The organism is Neptunicoccus cionae, from assembly GCF_002860325.1.
GTDB classification, from domain to species: Bacteria; Pseudomonadota; Alphaproteobacteria; order Rhodobacterales; family Rhodobacteraceae; genus Amylibacter; species Amylibacter lutimaris.
The window spans coordinates 587,883-608,610 of record NZ_PKOJ01000002.1; the positions used below are offsets into that span (position 1 = coordinate 587,883).

Genomic DNA, 20,728 nt, shown 5'->3' on the forward strand with positions numbered 1-20,728 from the left:
AACCGCCATGTACGAGCGTCTGGAAATCACCATCAAGGATCACGTGGCAGAAGTCATGTTGAACCGCCCCGAAAAGAAGAACGCACTTGATACGCCGTTCTTTGACGAACTCGCCGCAGCAGGGGAGGAACTGCAAGGCAACGCGGATGTGCGCGCCGTTGTGCTCTACGGGGCGGGCGGATGTTTCTGCGCCGGTATCGACACCAGCGCCCTGATGGAATTTTCCGCCAATATCGACGAAATCCGCAAGATGCTGGCCACCCCGCCGGAACACGGGCGCGGCAACCGGTTCCAGCGCCCGACAGTGGTCTGGCAGGAACTGCAAGTACCCGTAATTGCAGCGGTAGAAGGTGTCGCTTTTGGCGGCGGTATTCAACTGGCGCTGGCTGCGGATTTCCGGTTTATGGCGCCGGATGCGAAAATGTCGATCATGGAAGCGAAATGGGGCCTCGTCCCCGATATGGGGATCACCCAATGCCTGCCCCAGCTGATGCGGGCCGATCAGGCAAAAGAACTGATCATGACGGGCCGCGTGCTCGGGGCGGAAGAGGCACTGTCACTGGGGCTGGCCACATGGCTGGCAGATAATCCGCTGGAAAAGGCACGGGCCATGGCGGCGGAGCTGGCGGCGCGGTCGCCCGAAGCTGTACAGGGCAGCAAGGCGCTGGTGGATCAGGTGTGGTCCGCAGGGCGCGAGGGTCTGGCGCTGGAGGGGGAGTTGCAATCCAAGATCATCGGTTATCCGAACCAGATGGAAACCGTGATGTCACAAATGCAAAAACGCAGTCCGGTTTACAAATAAACCACATAACCGGATCAGGGGGCGGCGGCGCCCCGTGATCACCAATTGCAGCCCCGTTTCCGTATCAGTCAAACAACTTGCGCAGGGCGTTCCCTACTTCGTTTTCCAACTTGTCCCGCGCCTGTTCTTCCAGCGATTTCGCTGCCGCATCGTCCTCTGCGTTGCGACGTTCCAGTTCCTTGCGCAGCTTTGCCTTTAGCGCCTCTTCGGGATCTTTCAGCTTTTCCTTCACCTCTTGCAGCTTTTCCTGCGCCCGCTGTACATCGGCGTTATCCTTCAGCTTTCCATCCAGCAACAGGTTCAGCAGCTTGTCCAGATCGGGTCGGAATTTCAGGTTCTGCCAAGGGCCAGTGATCATCACAGGCACCGAAAACTCTGCATCTTCGGACAGGCGTGTCGGCGTCACCACATAATTCATCGCCTGCCCGCCAATATCGACCGATCCCTTGCCAGCGGCGCGGAACAGCGGGCTGATTAGCGACAGATCCACATTCTGCAACACGCCCTGCTCCATCGAAAACGTGCCATCCAGACTGGTAAATTCAGTTGCGCCCTCAAACCCGCCAAAGGCTGATTTCAGATTGCGCATCATCGCCGCCAGATCAATGCCCTTGATCGCGCCGTTTCCGAATTCGACCGAACCGTTCCCCGACAGAGAGGTCATGATCTGATGCACGCTCCCCCCTTGTGAACGCAGCGACAGTCTGGTGGTGCCGGTCCCGCGAAGGCGGTCCATATCAAGCAGTTGTGACAAAAGCGGTTCAAGTTCCACATCCCGCGCGGTTACATCCGTTTCAAACGCCACCGATGATCCGCCGCGCAGGGTGATGCGGCCCGATACCGCCCCGTCAAATATCCGCACATCCTGCAAATCAAGGGCAAGCAAGCCGTCCCGCAGCCGCGCATTTATCTGGGTTTTCCCCAATTGGCTGACCCCGAGATCTACGCTGGCAGCGCTCAGCGCCACGTCCGCATCAACCATGTCGAGCCCTTGCAGCTGGATCGGCTCTTTTGACCAGCCTGAAGACGCGCTTGCACCGTTACCTGCGCCATCAGCGCCGACCGAAGCATCATCCGAGATGTAATCGGACAGATCCAGTTTTCCTGCGTTTAAGGTCGCCTCTACATACGGCGGGTTTTCCGGGCGGAAAGCGATTTCGCCCGCTACCACATTCTGGTCCAGCGTAATCTCGGCATTTTTCAAACGTGCCTTGCCGGAGGCCGCAATACGCAATTCCCCATCCAGTTTAGCCGTCTGGAATGTACCCTTTGGAGTGCCCGTTTCAACACTAGCCAGCCGCAACGCGCCGCGCAGGTCGGAAAACCGGGCCAGCGTCTGTCCCGACACCAGATTTGGTCTGGCCTGTCCGGCCCGCCCCTTGAAATCCAAATCGCCCATGCCTTGCAAAGACAGAAAGCTCTCTACGTCGAATTCGGGGGTCTCCAGCCAGCTGTCATTACCCGTCGCACTGAACCGCCCGGTCACCGGAACCTTGCCGTACATCCCTTTGAGAGCGGCTTCGCCGAATACACCGGCGCTTGAGAGAAGCAGCTTGCCCTCAAGAGACAGATCGGACAACGCGATGATCTGCTCTGGCGCCGCCAGACCAAAACGCACGGCCGTTCCAGCCGGATCACTGACACCTGCCGTAAAAGTGGCATCTACAGTTGGAAATCCGCCGCCAAGGCCTGCCTTACCATCAAAGTTCACCGTATCCCCGCCCAATTTCAGGGTGCCGGAAACCGTCGAGATACCGTCTTCCATCAGTGCAGGCCAATCCCCGAGAACCGCCATCACGTCGCCATCAAAGCCGTTCAGATTGCCTGAAACATCGATCCGCGCCGTAGTTTTTCCCTTGGGCAGCGACACTGTGCCGTTTATCCCGCTTAACGCGTGGCTGGTGCCCGTGCTGTGATCGCGAAAATGCACATCTCCGTTTACGATACGTCCCAGTTCGAGCGAGGGCTGCGCACTGCCGGATTGCGCCTGTGTCTCATCAGCCGCCTGCTCCGTCGAAGCGCCCGACAAATCCCAGTTCGCCCGCCCTGTTTCATCCCGTTCCAGATACACCACCGGAGAGAGGAGTTCGAAAGTTTCCACCTCCACGTTACCGCCAATCAGTGCCGATAGGTTCACACCTACTGTTGCACCCTTCGCCGAAATCATCAGCGGCTCGCTTGCCCAGTCTGCGTTGGAAACGGTAATCGCGCCGGTTTTCACCCCGAGTGTCGGAAAAAGGGTCGGGCTGAAATCCCCCGAGAGGGTAAGTTTCCGGCCTGTTTGCCGCTCCAGCTGATCAGAGGCCAGCTGCCCGATCCTGTCTGTAGGCAGGAGGAACAACAGCCCTACTGCAACGACAACACATGCGACCAGCGCAACAGCAATCCGGATCAACAAACGCATCACAACCCCCGTAAAGACTTAACCAATATGAAGCCTGTCTAGCAGTCTTGGCAAGCGGCAGACAGTGCGATTTGCTGCCAAACACACACGGACTTCAGCGAAATGTCACGTCGCAGAGAAGTTGCACAAGAAACGGGTCGCGCGGCGTTCCCGATTGCGCCATAGAAACCCAATGAAAAAAATTGCACACCGTATGAACCTGCTGGAATGGTCAATGCTTGTCGGACTGTCGATCGTCTGGGGCGGCTCGTTCTTCTTTGCCGCCGTCGCCATCGCCGAGCTTCCGGCCATGACTATCGCATTCATCCGCGTTTCTGGCGGCGCTATTATCCTGTTGCTGGCGCTACGTCTGTTAGGGATCCGTCTGCCCAGCAGCAAAACGGTTTGGCTGGCCTTTCTTGGCATGGGGCTGATGAACAATGCGATCCCCTTCAGTCTGATCTTCTGGGCACAGAGCGAACTGGCCAGCGGGGTGGCCTCTATCCTGAATGCGATGACGCCGATCTTCACTGTGATTGCAGCACATTTTCTAACTGATGACGAACACCTGTCAGCGGGACGGATTACGGGCGTCCTGCTCGGCTTTCTGGGGGTATTTATCCTGATGGGCGGCAATAGCGGAGAGAGCGGCGCGATCCTGCCCCATATCGCCGTGCTCGGCGCGGGGGTATCTTATGCGCTAGCATCGATTTTTGGTAAACGGTTCGGGCGGCTCGGCGTGCCACCACTCGCTACAGCCACAGGTCAGGTCTGTGCGTCGAGCCTGCTGCTATTGCCGGTGGTGCTGTTCGTGGACCAACCCTGGTCCTACGGCTGGCCCTCGGGCGGAACGCTCTGGGCTTTGGCGGGGTTGGTGGTACTGTCAACGGCGGTCGGGTATTTCCTCTACTTCCGCATCCTGTCCACCGCAGGGGCCACCAACCTAGCGCTGGTTACATTCCTTATCCCGCCAAGCGCGATCCTGTTGGGCGTGCTGGTTTTGAACGAGTCCCTTGGCTGGAACCACATCGCTGGAATGGCCGTCATCGGGGTAGGTCTGGCCGCCATTGACGGCCGGGTTTTCAGGATTTTTACAAGGAAGCGGAGACGCCCCGCGCCTTAAAAATCTACCTCGACATCGGGCAGTTTCAACTCTGCCACCAGATCGCGGACTTCCTGACGGGCGGCCACGTTCGAAATATTCAAAGAACCGCCGCCCACATCCTTGATGTCAAGAAGGGTCAGCCCGTGGGGGAACAATTCGCGGAACACAACACGGTCCGAAAAGCCCGGAGCCAGCCGGAATCCGATCCGCCGCGACAGGTCTTTCAGCGCCGCGCCAACCTTGCGCTTGTTGTGCATGTTCTGCGCGCCCACGCGGTTGCGGGTCACAATCCAGTCAATCGGTTTTGCGCCGGTTTCAGCACGGGCCTTGCGCGCCTCCCAAACCATTTCGGAATAAACGCTCGGGCCGGTGACAGCATTGGTTTCGGGATCAATTTTCGCCAGCAGGTCAAAATCGATGAAACTGTCATTCATCGGGGTGACGAGTGTATCGGCCATTGCATGGGCCAGTTCCGCCAGTGCCGAATGGGAACCGGCACAATCGACAACAATGAAATCGTTATCTTCATCCAGAAGGAGAATCGCCTTCTGGAAGGCCACAAGATTCGCCTCGTCGCCCGGCTCCAAACCGAGCTCCTCGGCGGTTTTCATCTCTGCAAGCTGGGGTAGCGGAAGGGGGATTTCATTTTTCCGCACATATTCGCGGCGGTTTTCCACGTAATGGCCAAGTGTGCGCTGACGCAAATCCAGATCGACGACGCCGACCTTGAAACCGCTGCGCAACAGGGCGGTTAGAACATGCATGGCTGTGGTCGATTTGCCAGAGCCGCCTTTTTCGTTTCCGAAGACGATAATATACGCCATTGGTGTCCCCTGCCCTGATTATTGTAGAGAGATATGTTGTGTGGGCTTAGCGCGCACTATGGAGCATGGATTATGCGAATACAATATTGTTTCCAATACAGTAACGCAGCTCTGTTGCGCAAATGCGGCCCCCGCAACACATAAACCACACTTGCCGCGCTCCGGAACAGGACGGCAGAATCAAAAACGCCGCCCCGAATGGAGCGGCGTTTTCGAAAATAAAACCGGAGTGGATTAGAATCCCAGACCTTCGTATTTCTTTTTGAACTTGGAAACGCGACCGCCGGCATCCATCAGCTTCTGGTTCCCGCCAGTCCAGGCCGGGTGTACGGACGGATCAATATCCAGAACCAGTGTGGACCCTTCTTCACCATAGGTGGAACGGGTTTTGTATGTTGTACCGTCGGTCAGTTTGACCTCGATCATGTGGTATTCGGGGTGCAGGTCTTTTTTCATGTCTAAGCTCCAGAGTGCAGGACTGATCCGATTGCGGCCACCGTTCAGGCTTGGCAAGAGGCTCCGGTAACCGGTCGCCCTGCGTGAATTACAGAAACCGGCGTATAGACCAGAAAAAGCGATCGGGCAAGCAGTTATCTTACCCTTGCTGGCATAGCGCCTCGGGCAGATTAACCGCCTGCCGTTCCCTGCATCCGGGACAGGCGTAAAGCCCGCAGATCTTCTGCCGTATGCGGACGTTCGAACACGCGGGCAATTTCAAAATCCTTCTCTGCCTGCGACTTGTCCCGGTGATCGATGAAACACAAGGTTGCCCCTGCGCACCACAGGCTGAGGAACCAGACAAAACCGGCAATCGGGAACAGCACCAGCAAGGCAATCATCAGATAGGAGGACATCGTGGTCGGCGCAGTCAGCTCTTCAAGAGTGGTGACCTGCATCAAAGACAACCCGTCAAACACCGGCATCGTCAGCAGCACAAACCCGTAAACCAGCACCATTCCGGTAACAATCGTACCCGCCACCAGCATCAGCAGGAACATCCGCAACGCCCCTGCCCCGAAGCCCCAGAAAATTTCGTAATTTCGGGCTTTCGGGCTGCACGCCGCCGCATTCGCTGCCATCGGCACCGCAAGGGAGGCATAGGCAATTTGCGACAGAATTTGCGTAACCGTCGTGTAAGTATATACCGACGGGCGCGACAGGGAGCTCTGAAGCTCTGCCATAGCAACCGGATCGCCGGTGGTCACAGCCGCAACTGCCATGTCAAAGTCGAAAATCCCCATCTGGGAAGCCACATAGAAGGCGCCAAGGGAAAGCGCGCCCACCATGGTGTTGAAGATCGCGAAAAATCTGAAGAATTTGAAGGATCGCAGGAACAGTTTACCCAAATCGGTCGGCGTGACCTCATCCGCTACAATCAGGCCGGATCGCACATTCACAAACAGCATGAACACCATCAACGTGCCAGCGCCGAACCCCAGCAGGATCAGGAAGAGGATCGGGCTTTCAGCGAAAAAGCTGAAAACCGCATATAAAATAGCCGCCAGCAACGCCCAACAGGGCAAGGCCCGCCAGAAAATTGACAGGGACAGTGCAAAGGTGCGCATCAGGAAGGAAAGCATGCCGTTTATCCTTAAATCCAAATCTACCCGTCCCGTGTGACACAGGAATATGGCGGGATTTTGGAAACAACGGCGCGGGTTTGGGAAAAGTTGAAGCAGCGCGGACACAAACCGGCTTTGTTTGGTCCCCTAATACGAAAAGAGCGGCCCCAGGGGCCGCTCTGATACTCGGGTAAAAGCGCTCTTACGCTTTTGCACCACCCAGCGGGCGGTAGTTTGTTTTTTCCGCGATACGTGCGGATTTACCGCGACGGGCGCGCAGGTAGTAGAGTTTCGCGCGACGCACACGGCCACGACGGACAACTGTGATGCTGTCGATGTTGGTGGAGTGCAGCGGGAACACACGCTCTACGCCTTCACCGAAAGAAATCTTGCGCACTGTGAATGCAGCGGCGATACCGGAGCCGCCTTTACGTGCGATGCAGACACCTTCGTAGTTCTGTACGCGGGAGCGGGTGCCCTCGGTCACTTTGTAGCCTACGCGGATGGTGTCACCTGCTTTGAAGTCAGGGATGTCTTTGCCGAGTTCGGCAATTTGTTCAGCTTCGAGCTGTTCGATGATGTTCATCGTAATGATCCTTTATGCCCGCCATTGTCTGGCGAAGTTTGATGCCTGTCCCATAGCTCTTGGTCTTCTTCCGGGTCCACCGCAGTGCCCGCCAGAGATAGGAGTGACGTTCCTTATGAGTGTGGTCCTTGCCGTTTCCTGCAAGTGGCGGGCCGGATTGCGGGAAGAACCACAAGAGGCATCGCGACTCAAAACGGGGCAGAGCACGGGGTCGTATAGGGCGCTTGGGGCTGTGATGCAAGGGTTTTGCAGGGCTGGGCAGGACCGGGGCATGAGTATTTGGGGAACATTGAAACCTGCCGGTCAAAGCAGCTTTGCCGCGGTACTTTATTCCTTGTCTGTCAGGTAACGCGCCCACATATCGGGACGACGTTCCCGTGTAATCCGTTCGGACTGTTCGCGGCGCCATTTTTCCACATTGCCGTGATGGCCGGAGGTCAGAACTGGGGGGATACCACGCCCCTTCCATTCCGCCGGACGGGTGTATTGAGGGTGTTCGAGCAGACCGTTCGAATGGCTTTCCTCCTCGGTGGAGGCCGCATTGCCAAGCACTTCGGGCAACAGGCGCACGGTCGCATCAATCAGCGCTTGCGCAGCAATTTCCCCGCCTGTCAGCACAAAATCCCCGAGCGAGACTTCCTGCACGTTATATTCTTCGAGCACCCGTTCATCCACGCCCTCAAAACGGCCGCACAAAAGGGTCATGCCTTCAGCCTTGGAAAACTGCTGTGCCATGGCTTGTGTAAAGGGTTTGCCCCGTGGGGACAGGTAGATGACCGGCCAGCGGCTCTGATCCACCGGCGTGCCCGGACGGGCCGCATCAAACGCCTGCCCGACCACATCCGCCTTCAGGACCATGCCCGCGCCGCCACCGGCTGGCGTGTCATCCACATCCTTGTGTTTGCCGGTTCCAAACTGGCGCAGATCTATTGGCTCCAAAGCCCATTTTCCCTCTTGCAGGGCTTTGCCGGTCAGGGATTGCCCAAGCACGCCGGGAAACGCACCGGGGAAAAGGGTGATGACCTTCGCCCGCCAGGCACCTGCAATGTCAGGCGTGTCGGACATCAATTCCCGTGGTTTGAGAGAGGGGCGCACGGCAAGACGCCCGTGTGAACGGGTCAGGCTGCGGGTTTTCATCCCGTGGGACAAAGGTTTCTTTTCATCGGACATGGGGGCGGATTAATCCGTTCTGCCGCTTTTGTCTATCGGCTGTCTTTCCGGTTGTTCACATAGGCGCGCAACGCTGCTACCAGATTTTCTGTCTGGGCCTCTGTCCCATTGCTGCCCATCAGCCGCCTTCCCAGTTCCAAGCCGTAGAAAAACCGCAGAACGGGGCCGCTGTCGAACTCCGGCAGAGGACCGAACCCCTCTAATATGGCATCAAGATCGGGTTGCGGCACCCATCCGCCCTGAGGCCGCCGGTAACTTTGCGCCTGAGCAAGAAACCGCGCCAGATCCTTTGTCACGGCCAGTTCGTGGCGGTTTTCGATGTCGATGCCTGTCATTATCGGGCCGTCGCAGATCAGGTTCAAGGCGGCGAAATCGCCGTGGGTACGGGCCACCTGTACAGGCTTTCCCATCAGGTTCGGGGCCTGCTCACGCAATCGCGCTTTCAGACGGTTTATTAGCGGTGCATATGCGCTGCCTTGCGGCGGCGCAATCCGCTTGATCCATTTCCACGGACCAAATCCGGCAGTGCTGCGACTGTCGCTGGTATAAAGCGCGAGCCATTGCCCCGCCTGACGCAGCTTTTGCGCCCGTGCGGCAGGGATGGCCTGCTCCAGAATTGTGTCGAGCCTCTCTCCGGCCTGATAGGCCCGAAAGGTGAGCGGTTTTTGCGGCAGAAACTGCTTTGGCTCGCAGACCTGCAGCAATCCGCTGCCCATAATCGCGTGACGCGATGCCAGTTCCTGATGCACCTGCGCAGCCCGTGCAATGCCGTCCAGCCCGGTAAAATGTTTGATAATCAGCGGTGCCCCATCCAGATGCGCCAGAAACACGCTGCGATCCTCTGCAATCCGCAGGCAATCCGCTACCACCAGCCCGCCCAGCGCAGGTTCACCCTCCAGCAGATCATTCAGATCGGCAAAAGCGGCGGTCTCCCGCGCGTGCTTTCGGCTCCAGCGCGCCAGAGCGTCCGGTGCAGCGGGATCAGCCGCCATCTATCGCCCCTTCCGGCGGATCAACGACGATCCGGCCGGATGTCATATCTACAGTTGGCACAATTTCGCGGGTAAAAGGTAGCAGGGCATCGCCCCCCGAAGTCAGACGCACCTCAATGATGTCCCCTGCCCCGTGGTCATGCACTGCCCGAACCTTGCCGAGCGTCTCGCCGCCTGTGTCGACCACAACCATTCCAATCAGGTCGGAGTAGTAATACTCGTCATCCGGCAGGTTCGGCAGCGCACTGCGGGGTACAAACAACCGCACACCGCGCAGCGCGTCGGCTTCGTCCTTGAAGCGGATCCCCTTGATCCGCGCGGCAAAGCCACCCTTGACCGGACGGGTGACGGTCAGATCAAAGGTCTGGCTGCCATCCTCAGAGCTGAGCAGGCCGTAACTGCCCACATCTTCGGGTTGGGCGCAAAAGGATTTGATCCGCACCTCCCCTTTCACTCCGAAAGCTCCCATTATCGCCGCTACGCAGATGGTATCGTTTTTTGCCAAGTTCCGGCCCCAGTCTATCCGTCTGATTTCCGCACCCGCCTTGTTGCGGTTTGCATCCTTTCCAAGTAACCCGCCAAAGCTCCAATGAAAAGATGTTCGATACCCTCCTTTTCACCCACTACGCCAAAATTCCCGAAACAAGCGGCTGAAAACACTGTCAGACCGGCGTGCACTTTACTTGGGGTTTCTCCCCATTTCCTTTATATTGACAGGACAACCAAGTTCTGGTGGTCTCTATTTACTGATGAAGTTACAATCTATTACCCGTAATCCGTGCTAACACACAGCTGCGGCTGTTCAACGACGACCGGAGTGGAACTCTCGCTTTGACTTCACCTTCCCTGACACACGACTTTCAGGATGATATTGACGAAATCGCCCGCAGTACGCTCGTTCCGAATCTGCTGGAAACAGTCACGCTCGTAACTGGTATGGGGTTCGCCGCGGTAGCGCGGGTCACGGACTCCCGTTGGGTCACGTGCCGCACAGTAGATAAAATCAACTTCGGGCTAACCCCCGGAGATGAATTGGACGTCGAAACAACGCTTTGTCACGAAGTCCGTATGGCTAACGCGGAAATCGTGATTGATGATGTTCAAAACGACCCGCAGTATTGTACTCATCACACGCCTGAAATTTACAACATTCAGAGCTATATTTCGATCCCGATCTACAAGCTGGACGGCTCCTTCTTCGGAACGCTTTGCGCGATTGATCCCGCACCGCGAAAGTTAAAGGACGATCAGGTGCTGGGGATGTTCCGCCTGTTTGCCAAAATGATCGGGGACAGTCTGGAAACCGCAGAGCGCTTGCAAGAAAGCGAAACGGCTGTCGAGAAAGAACGCGAACTGGCAGAAATCCAGCAGCAGTTCATCGCAATTCTGGCCCACGACCTGCGCAATCCGGTCAACGCGCTAGAGGCTGGCCTACGGCTTCTGGGACGCAGGCAACTGGATGCGAGATCCGAGAGCATCGTCAGCCTCATGCAGGCCTCTATCAACCGGATGGGCAATCTGATCGAAAACCTTTTGGATCACGCAAGAGAGCGTCAGGACGGCGGGATCATCATCGAGCGGAATGCAGATGAACCCCTTGAACCTGTTATCCAGCAAATCGTTTCGGAAATCAGGGCAGTATCCCCCGAACATATGATCGAATGTAAAATTGACCTACCACAGAATGTTAATTGTGACAGGGAGCGTATCGCCCAGATGTTGTCAAACCTGCTGGGCAACGCGGTGACACACGGCGCCAAGGGCCGGACCATTCAAGTGAACGCCCGAAGCGAAGACGGGCAGTTCAAACTTTCTGTCAGAAACGAGGGTGATATGATCCCGCCAGAGCACGTCGGGAATCTGTTTCTTCCATTCCAGCAAGGAAATAGCAGCAACAAACGCAGCGGGCTGGGTTTGGGACTGCATATCGCCTCGGGAATTGCAGAGGCTCATGGCGGCAGGCTCTCGGTGCGTTCAGACCCTGACAGCACAGAGTTTACTTTTACCATGCCGCAGCCCTGATCCGGCACCCGCTTTTGAGGGAAAGAAACAGGTGACAGGCTGGCGATGCGGTGCTACATCTTTTGCATCAACCAAGAGGTGCCGCATGAATTGTTGGAAAATCAAGAAGGCCGGAAAAATCCTATAGCCCCTTGATGCGGGCATTTTTCCGTCCGTCCTCAATCAGCCACGTTGTTGTCTTGGCCCCTTCGGCCATATCCTGACATTCCCTGTCTTTATTTGCCCGTGGCACAATTCTCTTTGTCTGTTGGAATTCTGTTATGTACCGTTTTTTTGAATCTATCGTCGATCCGTTTGCCAATCGGGATCTCGGCACCCCGCCCCGTAATATCTGGGCATTCATCCGCAGCGAACTGCGCCCCTTCAACCGGCTTTTGCCATGGCTGCTGATTGGCGGGCTGGTGGTGGCCCTGCTGGAAACCTGGCTGATCAGCTATAGCGGCCAGATCATCGACTATGTAAACCAGACCGATGGTGATGCGCTTTGGGGGCGCTATGGTCTGGAACTGATGGCGGTGGCAGCCCTGTTGCTGTTCGGGCGGCCGCTGGCTTTCTTTCTGAACGGGGTCTTGCAGCATCAGGCCCTGTCAAGCGCCATGCGCGATCAGGTACGCTGGCGGGCCCACACCCACATGCTGGGTCAGAGCCGCGAGTTCTTTCACAATGATTTTGCTGGCAGACTGGCCAACCGCGTGATGCAGATCGGCCCAGCGGTCGAGGACAATGTCTATACCTTCTTCGAAGCAGTCTGGTTCGTGTCGATCTACTTCGTCAGTGCATTGTGGATCATGTCCTCGGTAACGCCGGCCCTTGCCCTGCCGATGCTGCTCTGGCTTTGTGCTTTTGTCGTTTACATCGTTCACATGGGGCGCAAGATTTCCAAAGCCTCCGAAGATATGTCGCGCACCCGATCGATGGTCACAGCGCGGGTGGTGGATGCCTATACCAACATCGAGAGCGTCAAACTGTTTTCGGGCGACAGCCGAGAAAAAGATTTTGCCTTGCAGGCCGCCCGGGCCGACCGCGAGAGGTTCATGCTCTTCCTGCGGCTCTGGACCCGTATCCGGCTGGATCTGGGTATCCTTACGGGCATCCTGATCGCAGGAGTGGTCGGGTTGTCGCTCTACTACTGGCGCAGCGGTGCTGTGAGCGTGGGCGAATTAAGCGCCGTCACCGCACTGGTGATGCGCCTGTCTGCCATGACGGCTTGGATCATGTGGGTTTCCACGCTGCTGTTTGAAAACGCAGGAAAAATCCACGAAAGCATGGACTCCATCGCCAAAGAGCACACCGTCACCGACAGCGACAAAGCCCCCGAACTGCATGTCAGCAAGGGGGAGATCAGACTGATTGACGTGGCCCACCATTACGGACGGGGTGAAGGCGGGTTGAACGGTATCAACCTAACCATCGCGGCAGGTGAAAAAGTCGGTCTCGTCGGGCGCTCCGGCGCGGGGAAAACCACGCTTGTAAACCTGCTGCTGCGCTTTATGGACCCTGAATCGGGGCGGATTGAAATTGACGGGCAGGATATTTCCAAAGTGCAACAAGAAAGCCTGCGCCGCGCCATTGGTATGGTCACGCAGGAACCCGGCCTGATGCACCGCTCTGTGCGCGACAACATCGTGCTGGGCGCACCGGATGCGACAGAGGCAGATATCGAACGCGCCGTCATCCGTGCCGATGCCGCCCAGTTCATCCCCGATCTCGAAGATCCGAAAGGACGGCGCGGGATGGAGGCTTTCGTCGGGGAACGGGGCGTGAAACTGTCGGGCGGGCAACGCCAGCGGATTGCGCTTGCGCGTGTTGTGCTCAAAGACGCGCCGATTCTGGTCTTGGACGAAGCCACAAGCGCGCTAGATAGTGAAAGCGAAGCCGTCATCCAGAATGCCCTTTCCGGTGTGATGGAAGGCAAAACCGTCATCGCCATCGCCCACCGCCTGTCCACCATCGCGCGGATGGACCGGATCGTGGTTCTGGACGACGGACAGATTGCCGAGATCGGGACACATGCCGAACTGCTGGCCAAAGGCGGGCTTTACGCCGGTTTCTGGTCCCGCCAATCGGGTGAAATGTTGGGACTGGACACAGAATGAGACGCTTTGCAGGATTGATAGATGCCTTTGCACGGGCCGAAGGACCACCGCCGCAAACGCTCGGGGCGTTTTTTCGCTGGGCGCTGAGCGGGGCCTTCGGCTGGCTGGCGGTGGCGGGGCTGCTATCTGCCTTTGTCGGCACACTGGAAGTGGTGACTGCGATCCTGCTGGGCAAAGTGATCGACGCGGCCCTTCTCAGCGGGCCGGATGTGTTCTGGGACCAGAACCTGATGCTGCTGGTGCTTGCTGCCGGTTTCTTCCTGATCCTGCGCCCGTTGGCCTTTGGCGCATCTTCAACCGCCAATTCCGTGCTGGTGGCCCCGAACGTGAACCCGCTGGTGCTGACCCGCCTGCACCGCTGGACACTGGGGCAGACCGTCAGCTTCTTTGACGATGATTTCGCAGGCCGCATTGCCCAGAAACAGATGCAGGCGGCCCGCGCCATGACGGATGTGGCGGTCGAAGTCATCAACGTGGTGTTCTTCGCGCTCGCCTCGCTGGTCGGGTCGGTGCTGTTGCTGACCTCTATCAATGGCACCGTTGCAATGGCGCTGGCGGTCTGGCTGCTGGTCTATTTGTTGCTGATCCGCTGGTTCATGCCCCGTATCCGCGAACGTTCCAAGGCACGGGCAGGCACGCGGGCCATGGTGTCCGGTCAGGTGGTAGATACGATCACCAATATTAAAACCGTCAAACTCTTCGCCCATGCGGATCACGAAGACCGCGCCGCCATTGGCGCCATTTCGGAGTTCCGCGACCGCGCGCTTGATTTCGGCATCCTTTCTGCCGGTTTCCGACTGACTCTGATGATGGTGGCCGGACTTCTGCCGGTTGCCCTGATCGGCGGCACGCTCTGGCTCTGGTCCCGCGGGCTGGCCTCTCCGGGTGACATCGCCGCCGCGGGCACGATTTCCATCCGTATCGCGCAGATGACCGGCTGGGTCAGCTTCACCCTGATGGCGATCTGGGCCAATGTCGGAGAGGTCGAGGACGGCATGCGCACCCTGACCCCGCGCCACCGTCTGGATCAGCCCAATGCCCCCAAGGGGCTGGACGGGCGCAAGGAAATCACCTTCGATCACGTCAGTTTCGGCTACGGTCGGGACGGCAACGGCATCGAGGACATCAACCTGACAATCAAACCGGGCGAAAAAATCGGCATCGTCGGCGCGTCAGGTGCAGGGAAATCCACCCTCGTCGCCCTGTTGCTGCGACTTTACGACGTGGAAAAAGGCGCGATCCGTATTGGCGGGCAGGACATCCGCGAGGTGAGCGAGGAAGACCTGCGCCGCCAGATCGGTATGGTCACGCAGGACACCGCAATGTTCAACCGCTCGTCCCGCGACAACATCCTTTACGGTCGCCCTGATGCCACAGAAGACGACCTCATCGCCGCTGCCAAACGTGCCGAGGCCCATGACTTCATTCTCGGGCTGGAAGACCACAAGGGCCGCCGTGGCTACGATGCCCATCTCGGGGAACGCGGTGTCAAACTCTCCGGCGGCCAGCGCCAGCGGATTGCGCTCGCCCGTGCCATCCTGAAGGATGCGCCGATACTGGTGCTGGACGAGGCCACCTCTGCGCTTGATTCCGAAGTGGAAGCCGCCATTCAAACAGCGCTCGATCAGGTGGTGGAGGGCAAAACCGTGCTCGCCATCGCGCACCGCCTGTCCACCATCGCGCGGATGGACCGGATTGTAGTGCTGGACGCAGGCCGGATCGTAGAGAGCGGCACCCACGAAGAACTGCTCGACCTCAACGGCCATTACGCCGGATTCTGGTCGCGCCAGACCGACGGTTTCGCCGCCTGATAGGGATTTACGCTCTTTTTGGGGGAAAATATCCCGGGGTTTCAGGGGCAGCGCCCCTGATCCTGTGCGCCTAGCGGGAAATCACGTCAACGGTTTCCGTCCGCTCTTCCCAGCCTTTGGCTTCCAGTTCCGGTTGCAGGCTTTCCTCGGTCGGGTAGCCGACACACAGATAGGCCACCAGAGACCAGCTTTCCGGCACGCCAAGATCCGCGCGCAACTGGTTTGCATCCAGAATGGATACCCAGCCGACCCCCAGACCATAGGCCCGTGCCACCAGCCAGAAAGACATGATGGCCGAAACCACGGAATAGCGGCGGGTTTCTGTCATGGTTGCAGCGCCAAGGCCGGAACCTTTCTCCGTTTCCTCGTCACAAAAGATCGCAAATTGAACGGGGGCTTCTTTCATACCGGCCAGCTTCAGGCTGGCATAGGTTTTCGCCTTGTCACCGGAATATCCAGCAAGGGCTGCATCATTCTGGATTTGGAAATTTTCATAGGCTTTGGCTCGTGCCGCCTCGGATTCCAGGCTGACAATGCGCCAGGGTTCGGACAGGCCGACGGAAGGGGACAGGCGAAACGCGTCCAGACATTCGGCAAGGCTGTCTTGGGGAACAGGGGTGGTTTTGAAGTGGCGCACATCGCGGCGCCACTTCAACAGATTTACAAACTCGGACCGGAACTCTGCGGTAAATTTATGCATTTCGATCCGTTCCGTGTTTGGTTTATTCAGCAGCAGCTTCTTCGCTAGGAGCTTCTTCTGCAGGTGCAGCAGCGGCTTCTTTGGCAGCAGCTTCTTTAGCGGCTTTCTCTTCGGCGCGCTCAACAGCTTTTTTGCCTGGCTTGGCTTTTTTCAGGTTGGCGCGCTCTTTCTTCTCAACAACGCCGGCAGCTTCCAGAAAACGGGAAACACGGTCTGTTGGCTGTGCGCCTTCGCCGAGCCAGTACTGAACGCGTTCCATGTCCAGTTGAACGCGGTTTTCGTCGTCTTTGGCCAGCAGCGGGTTGTATGTGCCGAGTTTTTCAACGTAGCGGCCATCGCGTGGCATACGTGTGTCGGCTGCAACAACACGGTAGAAAGGGCGTTTCTTGGAACCGCCGCGGGCCAGTCTGATCTTCATTGCCATGGGTGTATCTCCTTTAGATGGCGTGGTCGGGGGGCGCTCGTCCCACCCTACATTCGGGAATTAGGATTGATGTTGTTTGTGGTGCTGGATGACTTCGCTGATGATGAAGTTCAGGAACTTCTTGGCGAATTCGGGATCAAGATCCGCCTCGCGGGCCAGACGTTCCAGACGGTCTATCTGGCTGGCTTCACGGGTTGGATCAGATGGCGGGAGGTCATGGGCAGCTTTCAGCTTTCCCACGGCCTGTGTGTGTTTGAACCGCTCGCCCAGAGTATAGACAAGGATCGCATCCAGACGGTCGATACTGGCGCGGTGTTCCTTTAGAAGCTCTGCAGCTTTTTCAACGGCGGTGTTGTCTGCACCGGTGCTCATCGGGCGTACTCCGGTGTCGGGTAACGGTAGATATGGTCTTCGCCCATATGCGGGTTGTGATAGGCCTTCTCGAAAGTGCCGCCCATCCGTTCCGCCAGCGCAATCGAACGCGCATTTCCCGGCACAATATGGGACGACAGGGTTTTGAAGCCCAAATCCTCGAATGCCCACTGGCGGGCCCGCTCTGCGCCTTCGCGCGCGATTCCACGGCCTTCAAACGCTTCGAACAGGGCATAGCCCAGTTCCGGTTCCGGCCAGCCTTCGGGGTTCCAGATGCCGGTCAGACCCGCAACCGCGCCGCTGGCTTTTTCCACGATGGAAAAATAACCGTAACCGTGGATGTGCCAGTGGCCCACATTGGTCGCAAACCAGCGCCATGCCTCATCCCGTTTCAGGCGACCGCCAAAACCCACACAATGTTCGGAATCATAGAAGGCAGCCAGCGGTTCGAAATCCGCGACCTGTGGTCCACGCAGGACCAACCGTTCTGTTTCCAGTGTGGGGGCGTTTGTCAGGGTCATTTTTTCTTCCCGAAACCGGACAGACCGGGGGGCAGTTGCAAACCGCCGCCGCCCAGACCGGGCAGGCCACCGGGCAGCTTGCCGCCCAGTTTCTTCGCCGCGGCTTCAAGCTGTTTGGGATCCATATCTGCGGGCATTCCGCCGGGCAGGCCACCGCCCTTGCCCATCATGCCCTTCATGGCCTGTTTCATCATGCCGCCTTTGCCCATCTTACCCATCTTCTTCATCATGTCGGCCATCTGCCGGTGCATCTTGAGAAGTTTGTTCAGATCAGACACTTCCATGCCTGCCCCGCGCGCAATCCGCTTTTTACGGCTGGCTTGCAGGATCGCAGGGTTGGCGCGTTCCTTTTTGGTCATGGACTGGATCAGGGCGACCTGACGTTTCAGCACAGAGTCGTCAAAACCGGCGTCTTCCACCTGTTTTGCCATTTTCTTCATGCCCGGCATCATCCCCATGATGCCTTCCATGCCGCCCATTTTCTGCATCTGCTCCAGTTGGCCTTTCAGGTCGTTCATGTTGAACTGACCTTTGACGAACCGTTTCATCATCTTTTCGGCCTGTTCGGCCTCGATGGTTTCCTGCGCCTTTTCCACAAGACTGACGATATCGCCCATGCCAAGGATGCGGCCCGCGATGCGCTCGGGGTGGAATTCCTCCAGCGCGTCCATTTTTTCGCCAAGGCCGACGAATTTGATCGGCTTGCCGGTCACAGCTTTCATAGATAGCGCCGCACCGCCGCGCCCGTCCCCGTCCATACGGGTCAGCACCACGCCGGACACGCCGATCTTGTCGTCGAACTCTGTCGCGACATTCACCGCGTCCTGACCTGTCAGCCCGTCAACCACCAGCAGGGTTTCCCGCGGCTTGGTCACATCGCGCACATCAGCGGCCTGCTGGATCAGTTCCTGATCAATATGCAGGCGGCCAGCCGTGTCGAGCATGTAAACGTCATAGCCACCCAAGGTCGCCTGCTGCTTGGCCCGTTTGGCAATCTGTACAGGCGTTTCGCCCTTTACGATCGGCAGAGTGTCAACGCCGATCTGTGTGCCCAGAATTGCAAGCTGTTCCATCGCCGCCGGACGGTTGGTATCAAGCGAGGCCATCAGCACCCGCTTCTTGTCCCGCTCTGTCAGACGCTTGGCGAGCTTCGCAGTCGTTGTGGTCTTACCCGACCCTTGCAAACCAACCATCAGGATCGGTGCAGGGGCGTTGTCAATTTTCAACTGGCCCGCGTTGGCATCGTCACCGGCAAGGAAATGCACCATCTCGTCGTGCACGACCTTGACGACCTGCTGACCCGGCGTCACCGATTTGGTTACGTTCTGCCCTGTCGCCTTTTCCTGCACAGCCTTGATAAAGTCACGGGCCACCGGCAGGGAAACATCGGCTTCCAGCAGGGCCACACGTACTTCGCGCAGGGCGGTGGACACATCAGCGTCAGACAGCGCACCCTGTTTGGTCAGCTTGTCTAAAACGCCAGAGAGGCGGTCGGAGAGACTTTCGAACATGGCCTTGGCGTCCTTTCAGTTAACGCGGTTGCAGTCTATGTAAGCAGCCTCCTGATATTCCCAGTCCCAGAACGCCCTTGCCCATACGACAAAATCACCCGTGGGCGAAACTCGCTGACGGGTGGCGATCCTGAGACCGGAAGGCTGGTGCTTCCAATGGATAAAGCAGCGTTTAGGGGGCCGAAGCCCCCTTGTCAAGTTATGCTGCCAAAGCGTCGATTGCGGCTTCGGCCTTGGGCACAACAGTGTCGGAATTGGCCACCAACGAGGCAGCGTCGATGAAGGTCACATCCGTGATACCGACAAAGCCGAGCACGGTGGTCACAAACGGTGTGGCGTGATCCGCCGCGCTGCCGATAGGAACACCGCCGGTAGCAACGATAACAACCGCACGCTTGCCTTCCAGCAGCCCCTTTGCACCTTCGTCAGTATAGGCAAAAGTTTCACCGTTACGGGCGATCAGGTCTACCCAGGCCTTGAAACTGGCAGGAACACCGAAGTTGTACATGGGAAGGCCAATAACAATTGTATCAGCTTCTTTAAGCTCTGCGATCAGCGTGTCGGACAGCTCCAATGCGGCAGTTTGCTCGGCAGTGCGGGCATCTGCTGGTGTCCAGTTGGCGTTCAGCCATTGTTCATCTACCGAAGGAACGGCTGCGGACAGATCACGTTCGATCACCCGGGTGTCTGCGCCTGACAGTTTTGCAACGGCGCGGTCCACCAAAGGGCGCGAGGCGCTGGCGGTGATTCGAGCGGATGCATTGATTTTCAGGATTGTGTTAGTCATGGTAAGTCTCCAAATTCTGTTACCCGAGACTTAAGCCCCAAAGAGACCGGACATAAGCCCGCGCTTTGGCAAAGCATTGTTCCACGATTAGCAACACTGCAAAGATTGCGCACGCGACTTCAGATTGCCAACCCGCTGTGATGGGGTAAGAAGAAGTATGACAATAGCAAGCATCCCTGCGCAGGCAGCCCAAAGGCGCGGCCATCTGGCCATGCTAACCTTCTCCGTCCTTGTTGCAGGTTCGTTCCCGCTGGGCGTGCGGATCGCCCATCTGGTAGACCCGCTGTCCCTGACCGCCCTGCGGTTTGTGCTGGCCTCGATCGTTGTAGGGGCGTTTACCGGACTTGGCCCGGGACTCAAAGGCTCGGACCTGAAGGCGCCATGGCGTTACGTTCTGCTCGGCGGGATATTCTCGGTTTACTTCGTGCTTATGTTTGAAGCGCTCAAAACCGCCTCTTCGGTTTCAACAGCCGCAATTTTCACCCTGACTCCGATACTGTCAGCAATATTCGGCTATATCCTGTTGCGCCAGATCACCACCCGCTGGATGACCCTTGCACTGGTTGTGGGGGGCAGCGGCGCGGTCTGGGTGATTTTCCGCGGCGATTTGAACGCCTTGTTGCGTTTTGACGTTGGACGCGGCGAGATTATCTTCTTCACCGGCTGCATCGCCCATGCGTTTTACACCCCGCTCGTGCGCCGCCTGAACCGCGGAGAGCATCCGGCCGTCTTCACACTTGGTACTCTGATCGCGGGCGGTATCATCCTGCTTGCACTGTCCTTCCGCGATCTTGCAGTCGTAGACTGGGCCGCCCTGCCCCCGATTTTCTGGATCGGGCTGGCCTATCTGTCGATCAGTTCTACGGCAATAACCTTCTTTCTGGTGCAGTATGCTACCCTGTCCCTGCCTTCGGCCAAAGTCATGGCCTATACCTATCTCACTCCAAGCTGGGTGATCGTCTGGGAACTGGCGCTTGGCGGTGGCGTACCGTCACCCGTGATCTTGATCGGGGTCGCTGGAACAGTGCTGGCCCTGTTCATGCTGCTACAGGACAGATAG

At 57.8% G+C, this 20,728-nt stretch carries 20 protein-coding genes; 6 read left to right on the top strand and 14 right to left on the bottom strand.

Annotated features, from left to right (window positions below; all coding sequences use genetic code 11):
* Nucleotides 1–7 precede the first annotated feature (7 nt).
* Entirely contained in the window at nt 8–802 is a 795-nt protein-coding gene (locus C0U40_RS08695) for a crotonase/enoyl-CoA hydratase family protein (protein ID WP_101655354.1), read from the top strand.
* A 64-nt stretch (nt 803–866) separates the two neighbouring features.
* Here the strand turns inward: C0U40_RS08695 and C0U40_RS08700 are convergent, their stop codons facing one another.
* A complete protein-coding gene (locus C0U40_RS08700; RefSeq protein WP_101655355.1) occupies nt 867–3,206 on the bottom strand; it encodes an AsmA family protein in 2,340 nt (779 codons plus the stop codon).
* Between the two features lie 172 nt (nt 3,207–3,378).
* On the opposite strand from C0U40_RS08700, the gene C0U40_RS08705 reads away from it, so the two are divergent.
* The gene (locus tag C0U40_RS08705) at nt 3,379–4,308 is read left to right on the top strand and encodes a DMT family transporter (RefSeq protein WP_286134866.1); all 930 of its coding nucleotides are present in this window, start codon (nt 3,379–3,381) and stop codon (nt 4,306–4,308) included.
* On the opposite strand, the gene C0U40_RS08710 is transcribed toward C0U40_RS08705, so the two are convergent.
* From C0U40_RS08710 to rimM, 7 genes are all read right to left on the bottom strand, one after another.
* Nucleotides 4,305–5,114 (bottom strand): division plane positioning ATPase MipZ, encoded by an 810-nt coding sequence (locus tag C0U40_RS08710; protein WP_101655356.1) that lies wholly within the window; start codon nt 5,112–5,114, stop codon nt 4,305–4,307. The genes C0U40_RS08705 and C0U40_RS08710 overlap by 4 nt on opposite strands.
* A gap of 234 nt (nt 5,115–5,348) precedes the next feature.
* Entirely contained in the window at nt 5,349–5,570 is a 222-nt protein-coding gene (rpmE, locus tag C0U40_RS08715; RefSeq protein WP_101655357.1) for a 50S ribosomal protein L31, read from the bottom strand.
* A 170-nt stretch (nt 5,571–5,740) separates the two neighbouring features.
* Nucleotides 5,741–6,694, bottom strand: coding sequence for a hypothetical protein (locus C0U40_RS08720; RefSeq protein ID WP_101655358.1), 954 nt, complete (start codon nt 6,692–6,694; stop codon nt 5,741–5,743).
* Nucleotides 6,695–6,878: 184 nt separating this feature from the next.
* Entirely contained in the window at nt 6,879–7,262 is a 384-nt protein-coding gene (rplS, locus tag C0U40_RS08725) for a 50S ribosomal protein L19 (protein ID WP_101655359.1), read from the bottom strand.
* 327 nt (nt 7,263–7,589) lie between these two features.
* Complete coding sequence (gene trmD, locus C0U40_RS08730) at nt 7,590–8,432, bottom strand: tRNA (guanosine(37)-N1)-methyltransferase TrmD (protein ID WP_286134868.1); 843 nt, start codon at nt 8,430–8,432, stop codon at nt 7,590–7,592.
* Nucleotides 8,433–8,464: 32 nt separating this feature from the next.
* Nucleotides 8,465–9,424, bottom strand: a complete 960-nt coding sequence (locus C0U40_RS08735) for a hypothetical protein (RefSeq protein ID WP_101655360.1) — start codon at nt 9,422–9,424, stop codon at nt 8,465–8,467.
* Nucleotides 9,414–9,929 carry a ribosome maturation factor RimM gene (rimM, locus tag C0U40_RS08740; protein ID WP_101655361.1) on the bottom strand — a complete coding sequence of 172 codons (516 nt, stop codon included), beginning with the start codon at nt 9,927–9,929 and terminating at the stop codon, nt 9,414–9,416. Before rimM ends, C0U40_RS08735 begins: the two co-directional genes overlap by 11 nt.
* Nucleotides 9,930–10,255: 326 nt before the next feature.
* On the opposite strand from rimM, the gene C0U40_RS08745 reads away from it, so the two are divergent.
* The 3 genes from C0U40_RS08745 (at nt 10,256) to C0U40_RS08755 (ending at nt 15,353) form a co-directional block, all read left to right on the top strand.
* Nucleotides 10,256–11,446, top strand: coding sequence for a GAF domain-containing sensor histidine kinase (locus C0U40_RS08745; protein ID WP_286134869.1), 1,191 nt, complete (start codon nt 10,256–10,258; stop codon nt 11,444–11,446).
* A 260-nt stretch (nt 11,447–11,706) separates the two neighbouring features.
* A complete protein-coding gene (locus tag C0U40_RS08750; protein ID WP_101655362.1) occupies nt 11,707–13,542 on the top strand; it encodes an ABC transporter ATP-binding protein in 1,836 nt (611 codons plus the stop codon).
* Nucleotides 13,539–15,353: an ABC transporter ATP-binding protein gene (locus tag C0U40_RS08755; protein ID WP_101655363.1), complete on the top strand. Its 1,815-nt coding sequence runs from the start codon at nt 13,539–13,541 to the stop codon at nt 15,351–15,353. The genes C0U40_RS08750 and C0U40_RS08755 overlap by 4 nt, the downstream gene beginning before the upstream one ends.
* A 70-nt stretch (nt 15,354–15,423) precedes the next feature.
* On the opposite strand, the gene bluB is transcribed toward C0U40_RS08755, so the two are convergent.
* The 6 genes from bluB to C0U40_RS08785 all read right to left on the bottom strand — a co-directional run bounded on the left by bluB (nt 15,424) and on the right by C0U40_RS08785 (nt 19,668).
* A complete protein-coding gene (bluB, locus tag C0U40_RS08760) occupies nt 15,424–16,053 on the bottom strand; it encodes a 5,6-dimethylbenzimidazole synthase (protein ID WP_101655364.1) in 630 nt (209 codons plus the stop codon).
* 22 nt (nt 16,054–16,075) lie between these two features.
* On the bottom strand, nt 16,076–16,477 hold the full coding sequence (gene rpsP / locus C0U40_RS08765) for a 30S ribosomal protein S16 (RefSeq protein ID WP_101655365.1): 402 nt from the start codon (nt 16,475–16,477) through the stop codon (nt 16,076–16,078).
* 60 nt (nt 16,478–16,537) lie between these two features.
* Nucleotides 16,538–16,849, bottom strand: coding sequence for a chorismate mutase (locus C0U40_RS08770; RefSeq protein ID WP_101655366.1), 312 nt, complete (start codon nt 16,847–16,849; stop codon nt 16,538–16,540).
* A complete protein-coding gene (locus C0U40_RS08775) occupies nt 16,846–17,370 on the bottom strand; it encodes a GNAT family N-acetyltransferase (protein WP_101655367.1) in 525 nt (174 codons plus the stop codon). The genes C0U40_RS08770 and C0U40_RS08775 overlap by 4 nt, the downstream gene beginning before the upstream one ends.
* Nucleotides 17,367–18,881, bottom strand: a complete 1,515-nt coding sequence (gene ffh / locus C0U40_RS08780) for a signal recognition particle protein (RefSeq protein WP_101655368.1) — start codon at nt 18,879–18,881, stop codon at nt 17,367–17,369. The genes C0U40_RS08775 and ffh overlap by 4 nt, the downstream gene beginning before the upstream one ends.
* Before the next feature lie 199 nt (nt 18,882–19,080).
* The gene (locus tag C0U40_RS08785) at nt 19,081–19,668 is read right to left on the bottom strand and encodes an FMN-dependent NADH-azoreductase (protein ID WP_101655369.1); all 588 of its coding nucleotides are present in this window, start codon (nt 19,666–19,668) and stop codon (nt 19,081–19,083) included.
* Nucleotides 19,669–19,825: 157 nt separating this feature from the next.
* On the opposite strand from C0U40_RS08785, the gene C0U40_RS08790 reads away from it, so the two are divergent.
* A complete protein-coding gene (locus C0U40_RS08790) occupies nt 19,826–20,728 on the top strand; it encodes a DMT family transporter (protein WP_101655370.1) in 903 nt (300 codons plus the stop codon).